Source organism: Oceanimonas marisflavi (assembly GCF_003049725.1).
GTDB classification, from domain to species: Bacteria; Pseudomonadota; Gammaproteobacteria; order Enterobacterales; family Aeromonadaceae; genus Oceanimonas; species Oceanimonas marisflavi.
The window spans coordinates 124,163-140,063 of sequence record NZ_QAGM01000004.1 but is presented as its reverse complement, the minus strand read 5'-3'; the positions used below and the strand labels follow the sequence as shown (position 1 = coordinate 140,063).

The 15,901-nt window shown below is 60.6% G+C and carries 14 protein-coding genes; 9 read left to right on the top strand and 5 right to left on the bottom strand.

Annotated features, from left to right (window positions below; genetic code table 11):
• The first annotated feature begins 263 nt into the window (after positions 1-263).
• The 3 genes from DA373_RS04290 to DA373_RS04280 all read left to right on the top strand — a co-directional run bounded on the left by DA373_RS04290 (position 264) and on the right by DA373_RS04280 (position 2,445).
• Complete coding sequence (locus DA373_RS04290; protein ID WP_107851105.1) at positions 264-1,358, top strand: RNA-guided endonuclease InsQ/TnpB family protein; 1,095 nt, start codon at positions 264-266, stop codon at positions 1,356-1,358.
• A gap of 48 nt (positions 1,359-1,406) precedes the next feature.
• Positions 1,407-1,742, top strand: a complete 336-nt coding sequence (locus DA373_RS04285; RefSeq protein WP_107851104.1) for a YkgJ family cysteine cluster protein — start codon at positions 1,407-1,409, stop codon at positions 1,740-1,742.
• 82 nt (positions 1,743-1,824) lie between these two features.
• The gene (locus DA373_RS04280) at positions 1,825-2,445 is read left to right on the top strand and encodes a YceH family protein (protein ID WP_107851103.1); all 621 of its coding nucleotides are present in this window, start codon (positions 1,825-1,827) and stop codon (positions 2,443-2,445) included.
• 68 nt (positions 2,446-2,513) lie between these two features.
• On the opposite strand, the gene DA373_RS04275 is transcribed toward DA373_RS04280, so the two are convergent.
• The 4 genes from DA373_RS04275 to DA373_RS04260 all read right to left on the bottom strand — a co-directional run bounded on the left by DA373_RS04275 (position 2,514) and on the right by DA373_RS04260 (position 6,222).
• Positions 2,514-3,050: an SCO family protein gene (locus DA373_RS04275; RefSeq protein ID WP_157953676.1), complete on the bottom strand. Its 537-nt coding sequence runs from the start codon at positions 3,048-3,050 to the stop codon at positions 2,514-2,516.
• Complete coding sequence (locus DA373_RS04270; RefSeq protein ID WP_107851101.1) at positions 3,010-3,786, bottom strand: formylglycine-generating enzyme family protein; 777 nt, start codon at positions 3,784-3,786, stop codon at positions 3,010-3,012. The genes DA373_RS04275 and DA373_RS04270 overlap by 41 nt, the downstream gene beginning before the upstream one ends.
• Positions 3,786-5,207 (bottom strand): copper-containing nitrite reductase, encoded by a 1,422-nt coding sequence (nirK, locus tag DA373_RS04265; RefSeq protein ID WP_107851100.1) that lies wholly within the window; start codon positions 5,205-5,207, stop codon positions 3,786-3,788. The genes DA373_RS04270 and nirK overlap by 1 nt, the downstream gene beginning before the upstream one ends.
• A 142-nt stretch (positions 5,208-5,349) precedes the next feature.
• Positions 5,350-6,222, bottom strand: a complete 873-nt coding sequence (locus tag DA373_RS04260) for a LysR family transcriptional regulator (protein ID WP_107851099.1) — start codon at positions 6,220-6,222, stop codon at positions 5,350-5,352.
• A 187-nt stretch (positions 6,223-6,409) separates the two neighbouring features.
• Here DA373_RS04260 and DA373_RS04255 point away from each other — a divergent pair, with 187 nt between their 5' ends.
• The 6 genes from DA373_RS04255 (at position 6,410) to DA373_RS04230 (ending at position 15,293) form a co-directional block, all read left to right on the top strand.
• The gene (locus tag DA373_RS04255; protein ID WP_107851098.1) at positions 6,410-7,759 is read left to right on the top strand and encodes an aspartate aminotransferase family protein; all 1,350 of its coding nucleotides are present in this window, start codon (positions 6,410-6,412) and stop codon (positions 7,757-7,759) included.
• 132 nt (positions 7,760-7,891) lie between these two features.
• Positions 7,892-9,382, top strand: a complete 1,491-nt coding sequence (locus DA373_RS04250; protein ID WP_107851097.1) for a CoA-acylating methylmalonate-semialdehyde dehydrogenase — start codon at positions 7,892-7,894, stop codon at positions 9,380-9,382.
• A gap of 342 nt (positions 9,383-9,724) precedes the next feature.
• Positions 9,725-10,699, top strand: coding sequence for a calcium/sodium antiporter (locus tag DA373_RS04245; protein WP_107851096.1), 975 nt, complete (start codon positions 9,725-9,727; stop codon positions 10,697-10,699).
• Positions 10,700-11,197: 498 nt separating this feature from the next.
• On the top strand, positions 11,198-12,304 hold the full coding sequence (locus DA373_RS04240; RefSeq protein ID WP_232821187.1) for a serine hydrolase domain-containing protein: 1,107 nt from the start codon (positions 11,198-11,200) through the stop codon (positions 12,302-12,304).
• An 11-nt stretch (positions 12,305-12,315) separates the two neighbouring features.
• Positions 12,316-13,092 carry a glucose 1-dehydrogenase gene (locus DA373_RS04235; protein ID WP_107851095.1) on the top strand — a complete coding sequence of 259 codons (777 nt, stop codon included), beginning with the start codon at positions 12,316-12,318 and terminating at the stop codon, positions 13,090-13,092.
• A gap of 170 nt (positions 13,093-13,262) precedes the next feature.
• Positions 13,263-15,293, top strand: coding sequence for a TonB-dependent receptor (locus DA373_RS04230; RefSeq protein ID WP_107851094.1), 2,031 nt, complete (start codon positions 13,263-13,265; stop codon positions 15,291-15,293).
• A 4-nt stretch (positions 15,294-15,297) separates the two neighbouring features.
• Here the strand turns inward: DA373_RS04230 and DA373_RS04225 are convergent, their stop codons facing one another.
• Positions 15,298-15,636: a thioredoxin domain-containing protein gene (locus tag DA373_RS04225; RefSeq protein ID WP_107851093.1), complete on the bottom strand. Its 339-nt coding sequence runs from the start codon at positions 15,634-15,636 to the stop codon at positions 15,298-15,300.
• Positions 15,637-15,901: the final 265 nt, after the last annotated feature.

The following is a 15,901-nucleotide window of genomic DNA, read 5'->3' as shown; positions in this document are numbered from 1 at the left end:
AAAAGGGTGAAACCGCTTGCCTGCCGCCGTTTTTCGATTTATCAATAATGTCCTGTTAAGCCACTGAGGAGTCATTACCGGCACGTCGCGCCGGGCAGCCGTCCCGTTCGCCAGTTTCTTTTCCGTTGTTGCCGCTTTCGGACTTTTCCGAGTTTTTCACAATCCGTTTTCGTCACCAAGACGGCGCGGGAAGCCCCGTCCTTTAGGGCGGGGAGGGATAGCGCCACGTTGCGAAGCAACGTCAATGCTCTATCATGTACTGTATGAACGTACAGACTAAAACACTCAGCGTTCGGGTTAAGGATAAGCACGCCAAACTGCTCCGGCAGATGGCGTTCGAGGTCAATCAGGTCTTTAACCACGCCAACGAACTGACCATGAAGGCCGGCCGCAACCATAGCGACCTTGGCCCGGTTAAGCCTGAGTGGTTGTCTGCGTTTGATGTTCAGAAGCTGACGGCGGGCATTCAGAAAGAGCGCGGTTATCTGATCGGCTCAGCCACCGTGCAGGAAGTGATTGCCGTTCATGCCAAAGCCCGCAAGCAGTTTAAGCGGGCCAAGCTGCGTTGGCGTGTCAGCTCCGGTTCAAAACGCTCCCTTGGCTTTATCCCCTTCAAGAGCCGGGCGGCCCAATGGCGCAACGGTCAGGTCAAATTTGCCGGGCACCACTTCAAGGTCTGGGACAGTTATGGCTTGTCCAAGTACCAGTTTCGGGCGGGCAGTTTCTCGGAAGATGCACGGGGCCGCTGGTACTTTAATATCTGTGTGCAGGTGGCCGCCCAACCGGTAACGGAAGGCAAAAGCGCCGTGGGCATTGATCTGGGCCTGAAAGATGCCGCTACCTGTAGTGACGGCACCAGACTGTCAGCCGGGCGGTGTTACCGTGATCTGGAAAGTGCTCTTGGCAAGGCCCAACAGGCCAACAAGAAACAGCGGGTAAAAGCGATCCACGCCAAGATCAAGAACCGGCGCAAGGACGCCTTGCATAAATTCAGCACGAGGCTGGTCAACAACCACGCTGCGATTTTCGTTGGCGACGTGAGCAGCACCAAGCTGACCCAAACCCGCATGGCCAAATCGGTACTGGATGCGGGATGGGCCATGCTCAAAACACAACTGGAATACAAAGCGATAGCGCGGTCAGTGGTGTTTGAAGTCGTTAACGAATCCTACTCCACCCAAACCTGTTCGAGTTGCGGCACCCTGCCCGATTCGAGGCCGAAAGGGTTCGCAGGTCTTGGAATAAGAGAATGGACATGCTCTGAGTGCGGAGCAGAGCACGACCGCGATGTGAATGCGGCCATGAACATTCTTGCGGCGGGGCATCGCCGTCTAGCGGTAGGAATCCCCCTGCTTTAGCTGGGGGAGGATGTCAATGTTTTGGTTTTGCCTGGAGGTAAGGCGTTAATGAGTGGTGGCAATCCCTGTTTGAATTGCGGCGCCTGCTGCGCGTTTTTTCGTGTGTCTTTTTACTGGGGCGAAGTGCACAGCGATTATGCCGTGCCCGAGGCCCTGATCGAGCCCGTGTCTTATTCCCGGCTGGCCATGCGCGGCACCAACCAGCCCGCGCCCCGCTGTGTGGCGCTGGAAGGGGAGGTGGGCGGTTGCGTGTCCTGCACCATTTATGAAAACCGGCCCGGTCCCTGCCGGGACTTTGAGGCCTATGACGCCGAGGGCGCCTGCAACCGGGCCCGGGCGGCCCATGGCCTGCCGCCGCTGGAGGCGCCACCGGTCGCGGCCTGACGGGCGGAGTATAAGCAGCGGAAATCGTTGGTGTTTTGAGGGTTGTCCGGTAGTCTTGAAGCAGAACACAAGGAGCCTGGTTATGGAAAAACTGTCTGCCCTCGAGCAACGCGTGATTGGCTGCCTGATTGAAAAACAGGTGTCCACCCCCGATGTCTATCCCCTTACCCTTAATTCGCTGGTGAATGCCTGCAACCAGAAGAGCAACCGGGATCCGGTGATGAGCCTGGATGAAGGCGAAGTGCAGTCGGTGCTGAACACCCTTGGCGCCCGGCGGCTGGTGAACAACGTAGCCGGCTTTAACGCCCGGGCCGCCAAGTATCAGCATCGCTTCTGCAACACCGAGTTCGGCGAGCTGCACTTCAGCCCCGGCGAACTGGCCATTGTGTGCGAGCTGCTGTTGCGGGGCCCGCAAACCCCGGGGGAGCTGCGCAGCCGCTGCGCCCGTCTGCATTCCTTTGGGGAGGTGAGCGAGGTGGATGCCTGCCTGCACAGCCTGATGGAAAAAGGCCCCTTTGTGGTGAAGCTGGAGCGCCAGCCCGGCAAACGGGAGTCGCGCTACGCCCATCTGTTTGGCGACGTGCCGGTCAGCGAGCCGGCGGCCCCGCTGGTGGAGCAGGCCGGCGACGCCCAGGCCCGCATTGCCGAGCTGGAAGCGGAAGTAGCCAGGCTCAAGGCCCGCATTGCCGAGCTTGAAAAATAAAAAGAAAATAAAAGGGGTCGGAGTCATTTTTCGGCCAAAGCCGAAAAATGACTCCGACCCCTTTTATTTCATAGTCCCATTTTTTCTATCACGGCCTCGGGTCCGCCGGGCAGGCCGCTTTGCTGAAACAGAATGCGGCCCCGTTCATCCAGGGCGGTGATGGTGTTGGAATGCGCAACCTCGCCGTTGGCCAGCCCGGTGTATTTGATATTGAGCGCCATGGCCAGGGTGCGCACCTGATCGTTGTTGCCGCTGAGCAGGGTCCAGTGCTCATCCAGCCGGCGCTTGCCGGCAAAGTGCGCCATCACCTTGGGGGTATCCACCCCCGGTGTGAGGGACACCAGCACAAAGCCGAGTTGTTGCTGCTGGGCCGGAGTCAGCGCCTGCTGAATACGCTTGAGATCCGACACGATCACCGGGCAGGCGGTGGCGCAGTCGGTGTAGATAAACGCAAAAAGCTGTTTTTTACCCGCCAGATTTTCCAGTTTAACCGTTTTTTCCTGGCTGTTCTGCCACTCGTCATTGAGCTGGTAGAGGGAGTCGCCGGGCAGGGCGGCGAGGGCGTCAAGGCTGAGCAGCATCAGCAACAGGGTGAGTATTTTCATCGTGTATCTCTCCGGCACAGCGAAAGCCCAGGTTGCCCAGGGCATAGGTGGCCTTCAGGCTGGAACGAAAGCCATAGCGCATAAAGGCGGCGTAATCGGACGGATCGGTACTGCCGGCGGCGGCCGAGCCACAGAACAGCCCTTTATCCAGGCTGCTGTCGCCCCTGGATTCACCGGTGACCAGCGCCGAGTTAAAGTCCTGAGTCCATTCCCATACCAGGCCGTGCAGATCCTGCACTTGCCAGTAGTTGGCCGGGCTTCGGCCCACGTTATTCAGGCGTGCGGTGGCGGGCAGGGCATACCAGTCGAGAATGCGCCGGGTAAAGCCGGGCTCGGTGGCGCCAAAGGCGGCGGTTTCCGAGGCCTGGGCGGTGTATTCCCATTCCGCCACTGTGGGCAGCCGCTTGCCCTGAGCACGGCAATAGGCATCGGCGGCAAACCAGGACACAAAGGTGACCGGCTGATGGTGCTGCTCCTCAGCCGGCGTTAAACCGGGCCAGTGTTGCAGATAGGCCGGTTCGGTCAGCAGGGCCGGGGGATGGCCCGGCTGCCATTTTGGATGGGCGGCCACAAAGGCCGCGAATTGCCGGTTGGTGACCGGGGTCTTGTCGAGCATAAAGGGCGCCACCGGCGTGAGCGGACTGTCTTTGGTCAGATACAGGGGCCTGACTTCCCCGGCGGGAAGCGAGGCCATATCGGTCGCCAGTGTCAGGCTCAGCAGCAGCGCCAGGCTCATTAGTGGGCGCTCCCGGCCACGATGATGGTCTGGCCTTTTTCCCGGCGCTCGGCCACCTGCTCGGGGGTGACTTCGCCACCGTCGTTACCCCAGCTGTTCAGCACATAGGTCAGCACGTTGGCGGTGTCTTCGTCCGACAGGCGCATGGCCGGCATGATGCTGTCGTAGGCCTGACCATTGACCTTGATGGGGCCTTTCAGGCCGTGCAGCACCACGTCGGTGGCGCGGGTGTGATCGGCATTAAGAAAGTCTGAAGCCGCCAGCGGAGGAAAGGCGCCGGGAATGCCCTGGCCCTCGTTCTGGTGGCAGGCCTGACAGTTGGCCTCATAGGCCCGCTTTCCGTAGAGCAGGCGTTCTTCTTTGGTTTTGGCCACCACTTTGGGATGCCCGTTGGGCATGACCTGTACCGCCGAGCCTTCAGGCAGATAGACGTTTTCGGCCACCTTGCCGGAATAGACGATTTTGTCTTCGGGGCCTTCCACCTGCATCATGCCCAGCGCTCCCTTGTTAAAGGCACGGAAAATGGAGTGATCCACCATGATGAAATTGCCGGGCACGTCGAGCTTGAACTCGGCCATGGCTGCGCCGCCGGCGGGCACCAGGGTGGTTTGCACGTTTTCATTGATGGCGGTGCCACCTTCCACGTTGACCTTGTCGAAGATCTCGCCAATCACGTGAAACGATGACACCAGGTTGGGCCCGCCGTTACCCACATACAGGCGCACGGTTTCGCCCACGTTGGCGGTAAGCGCCTTGTCGCCACTGAGCGCCCCCACGGCGCCGTTGAACACCACATAGTCGGGCTGCTCGCGAATGGCCTTGTCCATGTCAAAGGGCTGCAGGCCCTGCTCGCCGTATTCGCCCTTGGTGTAGAAGTCGCCCTGCATCACGTAATATTCCCGGTCTACCGGCGGCAGGCCTTCTTTGGGCTCCACCAGGATCAGGCCATACATGCCGTTGGCCACGTGCATGCCCACCGGGGCGGTGGCGCAGTGATACACATACAGGCCGGGGTTGAGCGCCTTGAAATTAAACACCGAGGTGTGGCCAGGGGCAGTAAAGGACGAGGCGGCGCCACCGCCAGGGCCGGTAACCGCGTGCAGATCGATGTTGTGGGGCATTTTGGAGCTGGGGTGGTTGGAGAGGTGAAATTCGACTTCGTCCCCTTCCCGCACCCGTAAAAACTGGCCGGGCACCGAGCCGCCAAAGGTCCAGAACATGTATTCCACGCCGTCGGCGATTTCCATGACTTTTTCCACGGTTTCCATTTTTACCACCACTTTGGCGGCATGATCCCGGGTGATGGGCGGCGGCACTACCGGCGGCGAAGTGAGCATGGCTTCTTCTACAGGCAGCTGGCTGGCCTGAGCGGAGAAGGCGAGGGCGAGACTGATGGCGGCGACAAGCTTGCGTGGCTTCATAGGATACTCCCTGCACTGAGTGCGACTGTTTATGTGTATCTCAAATGCAAGTTTGATCGTTATGTAGCCAAACAGGACTGATCTGGATCAATAAAGTGAAAACTAAAAAGGGGGCGATTTTTAAAAGGGGTCGGAGTCATTTTTACTTAAGCGTTTCCAGAAAGGTTTCCAGCACCAGGTTGGGCCGCTGGCTGCGGGCGGTAATGGCGCAAAAATGGGTGGTAAACCCGGGTTGCAGAGCGCGCAGCCGGCCGGCCTTCACCCAGGGGGCGGCGTAGTGATCGGGCAGGTAACCGAGATAACAGCCGGTGAGCACCAGAAACAGTATGCCTTCCCGATCACTGGCCTGGGCGCCGGCAATATGACGATCATACAGGGCGGCGGCCTCGGCAGGACGGGCAAAGCGGGGCTGCACCAGCTCGTGTTCAAAGACGTTGCCGGCAGGGTCGGCAAACAGCGGGTGGTTGTCGGCACAATAGAGGCGGGTGCTTTCTTCATACAGCGGCCGGTAATCGAGCCCAGGCAGCTCCCTTACCTTCGGGACCACACCCACATTAAGGCGGCCGTCGAGCACACCGATTTCAATGTCGTCGGAAGGCTGCATGCGCAGATCAATCTGCACCTGGGGCCCGCGCGCCTTGAGTGCGGCCAGGCCATGAGTGATTTTCATGCCCGGGTGGCTGACCAGGTTGTCGGTAATGCCGATCACTAGGGTGCCCTGCAGATGCCGGTGCAGCTCGCTGATCTCGGCGCGAAAGTGCTCCACGGCGCCAAACAGCCGGTCGCCGGCGTCCAGCACCCGCCTGCCTTCGTCGGTCAGGGCAAACCCGGCCCGGCCCCGCTGGCACAGCTTGACCCCCAGCCGTTTTTCCAGATCCGCCATCTGCATGCTGATGGCCGCCCGGCTGATGCCCAGGGCCACCTCGGCGGCGGAAAACCCGCCGCAGGCGGCCACGGTGCGAAACACTTTCAGCAGCTTCAGATCGAAATCGCTCACCTGACCGGGTGTCTTCATATCGCCTCCTTAAAAAGGGGTTTTAAAAGGGGTCGGAGTCATTTTTCAGCTAAAACCAGCTGAAAAATGACTCCGACCCCTTTTTATATAAGTTCAGCATACGATTAACTGAACTTAATAAAGTTTATATTTAACAAAAGTACAACGGCGATCACCATGGGAGCATCAAACCTTGGCAGGAGTCGTGATGAACACCATGGCAAGCATTGGCAGCAAGCAGGAAATGGGGCAGCAGCTCAGTCTGGAGGCCTTCTGGATGCCCTTTACCGGCAACCGGGCCTTCAAGGCCGCGCCCCGGCTGGTGGCTGAAGCGGACGGCGCCTATTTTACCGACGTGCACGGCCGCAGGCTGTTCGACAGCCTGTCCGGGCTCTGGTGCACCGGGCTGGGTCACCGCCACCCCAAAATCATTGAGGCCATTCACCGTCAGCTCCATACCCTGGATTACGCCCCCGGCTTTCAGACCGGCCACCCCCTGGCCTTTGAGCTGGCAGAGCGGCTGGCGAATCTGGCCCCGGCCGATCTGAACCGCGTGTTCTTCACCAATTCCGGCTCCGAGTGTGCCGACACCGCGCTGAAAATGGCCCGGGCCTACTGGCGCGCCAAAGGCAAACCGGAAAAGACCCGCCTCATTGGTCGGGCTCGGGGCTATCACGGGGTGAACATGGGCGGCACCAGCCTGGGGGGCATTGGCCCCAACCGCAAGCACTATGGCCAGCTGGTGGAGGCGGATCATCTGCCCCATACCCTGCTTGCGGAAAACGCCTTCAGCCGGGGCCAGCCCGAGCACGGCGCCGGGCTGGCCGACCATTTGCTGCAGCTGATTGAGCTGCACGATGCCTCCAATATCGCGGCGGTGATCGTCGAGCCCATGTCCGGCTCGGCCGGGGTCATAGTGCCGCCGGTGGGTTACTTGCAGCGGCTGCGTGAGATCTGCGACCGGCACGATATTTTGCTGATTTTCGATGAGGTGATCACCGGCCTGGGGCGCATGGGCGAGTTGTTTGGCGCCGAGACCTTTGGCGTGGTTCCCGACATCATGAATGTGGCCAAGCAGCTCACCAACGGCGTGGTGCCGATGGGCGCGGTGATCGCCCGGGAGCAGATCTATCAGGCCTTTATGGAGCAGCCCGGCCCGGACTATATGGTGGAATTCCCTCACGGTTATACCTATTCCGGCCACCCGGTGGCCTGTGCCGCCGCCATGGCTTCGCTCGACGCCATTATCGACGACGAGATGCTGGGTCGAGTGCGGGCGCTGATGCCGGTGCTGGAAGAGCAGATCCACCGGCTGAAGGGGCTGCCCCATGTGGTGGACATTCGCAACTGCGGCCTGGCCGGGGCGGTGCAGCTGGCGCCATACCCGGGTGAGCCGGCGCGCCGACCCATGGAGCTGGCCATTGAACTGTGGCAGGCGGGCTATTACGTGCGCTTTGGCGGCGACACCCTGCAGTTTGGCCCGCCCTTTATCTCCACCCCCGACGAGCTGGAGCAGTTGTTCAACGCCGTGCACCGCGTGCTGAAAGCACAGGGATAAAAACGGCGCGTAGGTTGGGTTGAGGAACGAAACCCAACACAACAGGTGCTTGCGGAATGTTGTGAATTCGCTGCGCTCATCGCCAACCTACGCCGCTGATTATGCAAATAGAAATCAAAATAAGGACTCACCATGAACACCATTCCTCACCTGATCAACGGCGAACATCACCACGGCACTCAGCTGCTGGACGTATTCAACCCCGCCACTGGGGCGGTGTGCGCGCAAGTGGCGGTGGCCGATGCCGCCACCGTAAACCAGGCGGTGGCCGCCGCCGAGGCCGCTTTTCCCGCCTGGCGCGACACCCCGCCGGCCAAACGGGCGCGGGTGATGTTCCGTTATCGTCAGCTGCTGGAAGAGCGGGCCGATGACATTTGCCGGCTGATTGCCGAGGAGCACGGCAAAACCCTGGAAGACGCCCGTGGCGAGTTGCAGCGGGGCATGGAAAACGTGGAATACGCCTGCGGCGTGCCCGGCCTGCTGAAAGGGGAGTTTACCCGCAATGTGGGGCCGGACATCGACGCCTGGTCCGACTTTCAGCCCCTGGGCGTGGTGGCCGGTATTACCCCGTTCAACTTTCCCGCCATGGTGCCGCTGTGGATGTTTCCCATGGCCATCGCCTGCGGCAACTGCTTTGTGCTCAAGCCCTCGGAGAAGGATCCCGGCTCGTCCTTGCTGATTGCCGAACTGCTGGAGGAAGCCGGCTTGCCCAAGGGCGTGCTCAACGTAGTGCAGGGCGGTCGCGAGGCGGTGGATGCATTGCTGGAGCACAAGGGCGTCAAGGCGGTGAGCTTTGTGGGCTCCACTCCGGTGGCCGAGCATATTTATGCCAAAGGCACGGCCCACGGCAAGCGGGTGCAGGCGCTGGGCGGCGCCAAAAACCATGCCGTGCTGCTGCCCGATGCGGATCTCGACAACGCCGTCAGCGCCCTGATGGGCGCGGCCTACGGCTCCTGTGGTGAGCGCTGCATGGCCATTTCGGTGGCGGTGTGCGTGGGCGATGCGGTGGCCGACGCCCTGGTGGAAAAACTGAGTGAAAAAGTCCGGGCACTCAATATTGGCCCGGGTACGCAAGGCGGTCACGACATGGGCCCGGTGATAAGTAAGGAGCATCTGGAGAAAATCACCGGTTACATTGAAGACGGTCTGCAGGCCGGCGCCGCTCTGGCGGTGGACGGCCGGGGCATAACGGTGCCGGGCCATGAAGCCGGCTATTTTATCGGTGGCTGCCTGTTTGACCGGGTCACCCCCGACATGCGTATTTACCGGGAAGAAATCTTTGGTCCCGTGCTGTGCGTGGTACGGGTTGGAAGCCTGGAAGACGCCATTGCCCTGGTGAACGCCCATGAATACGGCAACGGCACCTGTCTGTTTACGCGGGACGGCGAGGCGGCGCGGCTGTTTGGCGATCAAATCGAGGTGGGCATGGTCGGCATCAACGTGCCGCTGCCGGTGCCCGTGGCCTATCACAGCTTTGGCGGCTGGAAGCGCTCGCTGTTTGGGGATCTGGCCGCCTACGGTCCCGATGCCGTGCGCTTTTACACCCGGCGCAAGACCATTACCCAGAAATGGCCCGAGCGCGCCAGCCATCAGGCCTCGGACTTTGCCTTTCCAAGTTTGTGAATGTTGTGACGGGTGAGGTGTGAGGGGCAGTTCACGGGTCTTTCCTCCTCACCCTTTACTCCTCCCCCCCTCACAGTTCTTTAATTGCCCGCCGCAAGCTGGCACAATATGGGCCCTCTTGAGGGAGTAATCGTTCGGCCCCGCCGAAACGGCTGTCAACAATCTCTGAGCCAAAGGCTTATGGCAGTCGTGTCCTGACGGATTGATGAGACTCGAGACGCAACCATCCACCGGGCGGGAGGTGGTTGCGTCTTGGTTGTTGAGTCCCGCCCCAAGAGCGCTTATGAACATGTCTTGCCTGTCATTTCTTTTGTCTGCCCCTGTTCACGGGGGAAATGCCCCATGCTGATGTCTGTTGCCGCCATTTTACTGGGCCTTGCGGTGCTGGTGTGGAGTGCCGACCGTTTTGTGGATGGCGCCTCGGCCACCGCCCGTCATGCGGGCATGCCGCCGCTGCTGATTGGCATGGTGATCGTGGGCTTTGGTACCTCGGCCCCGGAGATTGTGGTGTCGATCATTTCGGCGCTGGAAGGCAACCCCGGGCTGGCGCTGGGTAACGCTTATGGCTCCAATATCGCCAATATCGGACTGATACTGGGGATAACGGCGCTGATCAGCCCCATAGCCGTGCATTCCCAGGTGCTGCGCAAGGAGCTGCCCATACTGCTGCTGATCACCCTGCTGTCCCTCAGCCTGTTGTGGAACGGCTGGCTGGCGCGGCCCGACGCCATCATACTGCTGGTGGTGTTTGTGCTGCTCATGGCCTGGAGCATTCGCCAGGGCCTGCAGGGTGGCAACGACAGCATGGCCACCGAGCAGGAGAAAGAGCTGGACGACAACCTGATGAGCCTGAAAAAGGCGCTGTTCTGGCTGCTGGCCGGTCTGGTGCTGCTGATCATCAGCTCGCGCATTCTGGTGTGGGGCGCGGTGAACGTGGCTCAGGCCTTTGGTGTGAGTGATCTGATTATTGGTCTGACCATTGTTGCCATTGGCACCTCGCTGCCGGAGCTGGCCTCGTCCATTGCCGCCATTCGCAAAAACGAGCACGACCTGGCCCTGGGCAACGTGATTGGCTCCAACCTGTTCAACACCCTGGCGGTGGTGGGGCTGGCCGGTGTGATCCACCCGCTGGAGGTGGTGCCGGAAGTGATCAGCCGCGACTTTATGGTGATGATAGTGCTGACCCTGTCGCTGTTTGTGCTCGGCTTTGGCTTCAGGGGCCGGCAGGGGCGCATCAACCGCTTTGAAGGCGCCTTTTTGCTGACCGTGTATGTGGCCTACACCGGCTGGCTGGCCGGCAATGTGATTGCCGCGTAGCAGTGAAGCAGCAGTGCGGTTGCCTCCGCCGACACGCTTCGAGCCCATCCATGGGGCGCTCGGCAAATGTCATCCCTGACATTTGACGGTCGGCTTCGGCAATCCCCACTGCTACTTCAGGCTATATCTGTGTTTTTATGCTGCCGGGTTACATCCGTGGCGAAAGCCCGGCCTCCAATTTCCCCATTCCCCATTCCCCATTCCCCCCAAAATGGGCGCTTTGCTCGCCCTTGCCCATCTGCATCAACCGCGCCTGTGTCTATACTGACCCGCATAACCCCATCTGGCGCGTGAAGAGCATAATGAAAACATACCCCCGTATGCGGCGGGCCGCCACCGGCCTGCTGTGCAGTCTGCTGGCGCTGCCGGCAACGGCGTTTTCCATTGCAGACAGCAACCCCAATACCCAGGGCTGGATGCAGGGCTTTCCGCCACCGCCGGAAAAACGCCTGCGCGCCGCCGACGGCTCCTTTTTTGAATTTCCCGCCCGTGGCGCACATGCGCGAGTTTATGCCCACGGTGGAGGTGTCGCGCGGTCTGGGGGCGCCGGCGCCGCTCAACTACCGGCTCGATCCGCTGATCGACAAGCTGCATTTTCTGCCCTGGGGCAGTGCAGAGCCCGTGACCTTTGCCAGTTCCCTGGCCCGCAACTACACCGATGGTCTGATTATTCTGCACCGGGGTGATGTGGTGTATGAGCGCTATTTTGGTGCCCTGCAGGAAGACGGCCAGCACGCCGCCATGTCGGTGACCAAGTCCTTTACCGGCCTGCTGGCCGCCGTGCTGGTGGCCGAAGGCAAGCTGGATGACACCAGACAGGTGGCCGGCTATGTGCCCGAGCTGAAAGACTCCGCCTTTGGCGATGCCACCGTACGCCAGTTGATGGACATGACCACGGGTCTGCAATACAGCGAAAATTATGCCGATCCCAACGCCGAGGTATGGCAATACTCCGCCGCCGGCAGCCCCTGGCCCAAGCCGGCAGGATACACCGGGCCGGTGGGCTATTTTGAGTATCTTGCCGGGGTGCAAAAGCAGGGTGAGCATGGCGAGGCCTTTGGCTATAAAACCGTGAACAGCGACGCCCTGGGCTGGGTGATCTCCCGGGTCACCGGCAAGTCGGTGGCTGAGCTGCTGTCGGAAAAAATCTGGCGGCGCATCGGTATGGAGCAGAGCGCCTATTACCAGGTGGACGAGCTGGGCATTCCCTTTGCCGGCGGCGGCCTGAGCGCCGGCCTGCGCGACATGGCCCGCTTTGGCGAGCTGGTGCGCAATCAGGGCCGCTGGCAGAACGAGCAGATTTTACCGGCGGCGGCCATTGAGGACATTCAGCGCGGTGGCAGCAAGGAGGCCTTTGCCAGGGCCGGGTTTGACAAGCTTGAAGGCTGGTCTTACCGCAACATGTGGTGGATAACCCACAACCGCAACGGCGCCTTTGCCGCCCGGGGCGTGCATGGTCAGACCATTTACATCGATCCCGCCGCCGAGATGGTGCTGGTGCGCTTTGCTTCCCACCCGGTGGCGGCTAACGGCGCCAACGATCCCCTTTCGCTGCCGGCATATCAGGCGGTGGCCGATCACCTTATTTCTCTTGAAAAACCGTAACAGGAGCCCGTATGAAACCTGCTGAACTCTTTGATCTCACCGGCAAAGTGGCCATTATTACCGGCGGCGCCAACGGCATTGGCAGAGGATGCAGCAAAATGCTGGCCGCCCATGGCGCCAGCGTGGTGGTGGCGGATCTGAAGCTGGACGCCGCCGAGGCCACCGCCGAAGACATTCGCCGCGAAGGGGGCCAGGCGCTGGCCGTGGCCTGCAACGTCACCCGGGACGACGATCTGGTGGCCTTGGTCAACCAGACCCTGGCGGAATTTGGCCAGATTAATATTCTGGTGAACAACGTGGGTGGCGGTGGCGCCGGCCGCGAAAGCCCGGCCACCCTCACCGTTGAGCAGTTTGCCCGCACCTTTGAGCTGAATGTGTTCAGCAACTGGCGGCTGGCCCAGCTGTGCGCGCCGCACATGGAAAAGGCCGGTTACGGCTCCATCATCAATATGTCGTCCATGAGCTCCATCAACAAAAGCCCGGCCATCAGCGCCTATGCCTCGTCCAAGGCCGCCATCAACCACATGACCGCCAACCTGGCCTTTGACTATGGCCCCGCTGGCATTCGGGTCAACGCCGTGGGCCCGGGTGCCATTCGCACCGACGCCCTGGCTTCTGTGCTCACCCCCGAAATTGAGGCGCGCATGCTGGCTCACACCCCGCTCAAACGGCTGGGGGAGGCGGAAGACATTGCCGGCGCCGTGCTTTATTTCGCCGCCCCGGTATCCCGCTGGGTCAGCGGCCAGACCCTGTTTGTGAACGGCGGCGGTGTGCAAACGTTGGACTGATTTTCCCGCTTCCCCGAAACGGCAAACGGCGTGCTCTGCAGGGCACGCCGTTTTTGTTTTCCTGATGCCGGGAAAGGCCTCACTTGAGCATAAATCCTCTTGATCATGATTGTGATATTTGTTCTCATTCGTAACCTGTTTTTTAAAATGTTGAAACGGACTTATACACCATGTTGCTCAAACCCCACCCCCTTGCCCTTTCCGTTGCCCTGGCCTGTGGCCTGCCAACGCTGGCTCAGGCCGACGATGTTTTTACCCTCGACGACGTGCTGGTGGAAGCGGAGTCTTACCAGGGCTACGCCGAGTATGCGCCCACCTCCGGCACCAAGAGCAAGCTGCCCTGGCAGCAGGTGCCTCAGTCGGTGTCGGTGGTATCCGGTGCCGAAATGCAGGACAAGGGTGCCCTTCGGCTGGAGGATGCGCTGGAAGGGGTGGCCGGGGTCAACAACACCTTGGGGGAAGGCAGCCGGGATCAGTTTGTGATCCGGGGTTTTGATGCCCTTAACGACACCTACCGCGACGGCCTGCGCGACGATGGCGGCTTTCAGACCTTTCGCAGCCTGGCCAACATCGAGCGGGTGGAAGTGGTCAAGGGGCCGGCCGGTGCCCTGTATGGTCGGGGGTCGGCCGGCGGCATCATCAACCTGATCAGCAAGCGGGCCGATGGCAAGGACGTGCTTGACGTGAGCCTCAGTACCGGCAGCGACAACCGTGTGGGCAGCCGGTTGGATGCGGGAAGCAGGCTGACCGACTCGCTGAACGGGCGCATCAACCTGGAGTGGCGGCAAGGTGACAGCCATGTGGACGAAGTGGACTACAGCGATTACTTTATCGCCCCCACGGTGCGCTGGCAGCTGGATGAGCAGCAGACCCTGGATCTGGATCTGGAGCTGCTGCATCAGGAAGTCACCCCCTATCGCGGTGTGCCTTCGGTTAACGGCAAGCCGGTTGATGTGTCGGTGGAAACCTACTACGGCGCGCGCAACGATTTTCAGGAAGCCGACAGCCAGCGCCTGGCGCTGACTCACAAGCTGAGTCTGGACGGGGGCTGGGAATGGGTGAACCGTGCCGCCTACAACCGCATTACCCTGCAGCAGAAAGGCACTCGCAACGCCGGGGATACGGATGAGAGGGTAGAGCAGGAGCAGACGGTCAACAACTTTGGTTTTGATCCCCAGACCAGCGCCACCCTGCAGTCGGAGCTGAGCTGGAACACCGAGCATAACCAGCTGCTGATGGGCGTGGATTACAACGCCTTTGATCGTGACTTTACCCTGGCCACTCTCAAAAAGGATCAGGTGCCGGCACAGGATCTGTTCAACCCGGCAGGCAGAGACACCGCCAACCCCGGTTTTGCCCCGTTCCGGCAAAACAGCACCGAATCGCTGGGCGTTTACGGCCAGAACGTGGTGACTCTGGGAAGCTGGTCGCTGCTGGGCGGCCTGCGTTACGATCGCATGGAGCTGGAGCAGCAGTTCAGGGGCGCAACCAGCACCAACGAGGATGAAAAGCTGAGCCCGCGTCTGGGTCTGGTGTATACCCTGAGTGATGAACTGTCGTTCTACGGCAGCTGGGGCCGTTCCTGGCAGCTGCCCTACGGCGGTATTTACATCAACCCCAAACTGGCCGAGTTTTACCGTACCGATCTGCTGGAAGCGGGGGTCAAGTCCTACCTGTTTGAAGACCGGCTGATGCTGCACGGCGCCCTGTTCCGTATCGATCAGCAGCAGCCCGAGACCAACAGCAACGGCGAGATCACCGCTCGCAACGAATTTCGTCATGAAGGCCTGGAGCTGGAAGCCCGGGGTCAGATCACCGATGCCTGGAACATTGCAGCCGGTTACAGCTATCTGGAGGCAAAGGACCGGGAAACCGGCTACCGGCCCAATGATGTGTCCGATCACCTGTTCTCCCTGTGGACCACCTACCAGACCGGGTTTGGCCTGAAACTGGGTGGCGGCGTCAAGTATGTGGGCAACCGCTTTGCCGGTAACAACGAAGCAGTGACCCTGGGGGACTACACCAAAGTGGATCTGATGGCCGCCTACAGCTGGCAGAAGCGTCATACCCTGCAGCTGAATCTGGACAATGTGCTCAACGAAAAATACATACTGGGCGCCACCGCCGGCAGCACCGGCGCCAATCAGCTGGGCTACGGCGCCCCGACTCAGTGGATGCTGAGCTACCGCTATCAGCTGTGAGGTATTACGCCTCACCAAACAGGAGGGAATAGGGTCTTTCCAGCGCCTGCTGAATGTCTGCCAGTGAGAACACCCTGAAAAACTCGGCAAAGCGGTTGCCTTCAAACCAGATCTGCACCACCGGCAGTGCCATCACCCGCTGCTGGGCGCAGAGCCCGGCAGCATCATGCTGGCAGTCGGCATAACAGGCCAGCACTCGCGGAAACTGCCCGGCCAGCAACTGCTGTAACCGGGGCTTGAGTGCCTGGCACACGCCGCAGTGGCGGCCGCCATAGAGCATCAGCACCGCCGGGTGCTCGGCGAGCAGCGCATTGAGTTGAGGTTGGCTGGTTACGGGCAACATAAGCACTGGCTTTCATAAAAGACAAAGGGTAAGCATCGCGCTTTTCGCTGACCGTTGCCATACCCGACCAAGGTTTAATACTGCATGCCGGCGTTGTCGGCAAGCTGCAGCCTCTGGCCGGTAACGACTGATTAAACTCAGGCGGCTCGGATATCCTGGCTGCCTGCCCTCGTGCTGACCGCACACAGCAATTCACTCACCCCTCATATTCCCCCACTTTCAAACTTGCCGTTTCTTCAGTACCTTATGGGCTAAACCTCATCAA

Excerpts from the sequence above, each read along its gene's own strand:
- DA373_RS04270 (WP_107851101.1), bottom strand. The coding sequence starts at position 3,786 with ATGAGCCTGGCGCTGCTGCTGAGCCTGACACTGGCGACCGATATGGCC.
- DA373_RS04250 (WP_107851097.1), top strand. The coding sequence starts at position 7,892 with ATGAACACCATTCCTCACCTGATCAACGGCGAACATCACCACGGCACT.
- DA373_RS04240 (WP_232821187.1), top strand. The coding sequence starts at position 11,198 with ATGCGCGAGTTTATGCCCACGGTGGAGGTGTCGCGCGGTCTGGGGGCG.
- DA373_RS04285 (WP_107851104.1), top strand. The coding sequence starts at position 1,407 with ATGAGTGGTGGCAATCCCTGTTTGAATTGCGGCGCCTGCTGCGCGTTT.
- DA373_RS04245 (WP_107851096.1), top strand. The coding sequence starts at position 9,725 with ATGCTGATGTCTGTTGCCGCCATTTTACTGGGCCTTGCGGTGCTGGTG.
- DA373_RS04235 (WP_107851095.1), top strand. The coding sequence starts at position 12,316 with ATGAAACCTGCTGAACTCTTTGATCTCACCGGCAAAGTGGCCATTATT.
- DA373_RS04280 (WP_107851103.1), top strand. The coding sequence starts at position 1,825 with ATGGAAAAACTGTCTGCCCTCGAGCAACGCGTGATTGGCTGCCTGATT.
- DA373_RS04260 (WP_107851099.1), bottom strand. The coding sequence starts at position 6,222 with ATGAAGACACCCGGTCAGGTGAGCGATTTCGATCTGAAGCTGCTGAAA.
- DA373_RS04230 (WP_107851094.1), top strand. The coding sequence starts at position 13,263 with ATGTTGCTCAAACCCCACCCCCTTGCCCTTTCCGTTGCCCTGGCCTGT.
- nirK (WP_107851100.1), bottom strand. The coding sequence starts at position 5,207 with ATGAAGCCACGCAAGCTTGTCGCCGCCATCAGTCTCGCCCTCGCCTTC.
- DA373_RS04225 (WP_107851093.1), bottom strand. The coding sequence starts at position 15,636 with ATGTTGCCCGTAACCAGCCAACCTCAACTCAATGCGCTGCTCGCCGAG.
- DA373_RS04290 (WP_107851105.1), top strand. The coding sequence starts at position 264 with ATGAACGTACAGACTAAAACACTCAGCGTTCGGGTTAAGGATAAGCAC.
- DA373_RS04255 (WP_107851098.1), top strand. The coding sequence starts at position 6,410 with ATGAACACCATGGCAAGCATTGGCAGCAAGCAGGAAATGGGGCAGCAG.
- DA373_RS04275 (WP_157953676.1), bottom strand. The coding sequence starts at position 3,050 with ATGAAAATACTCACCCTGTTGCTGATGCTGCTCAGCCTTGACGCCCTC.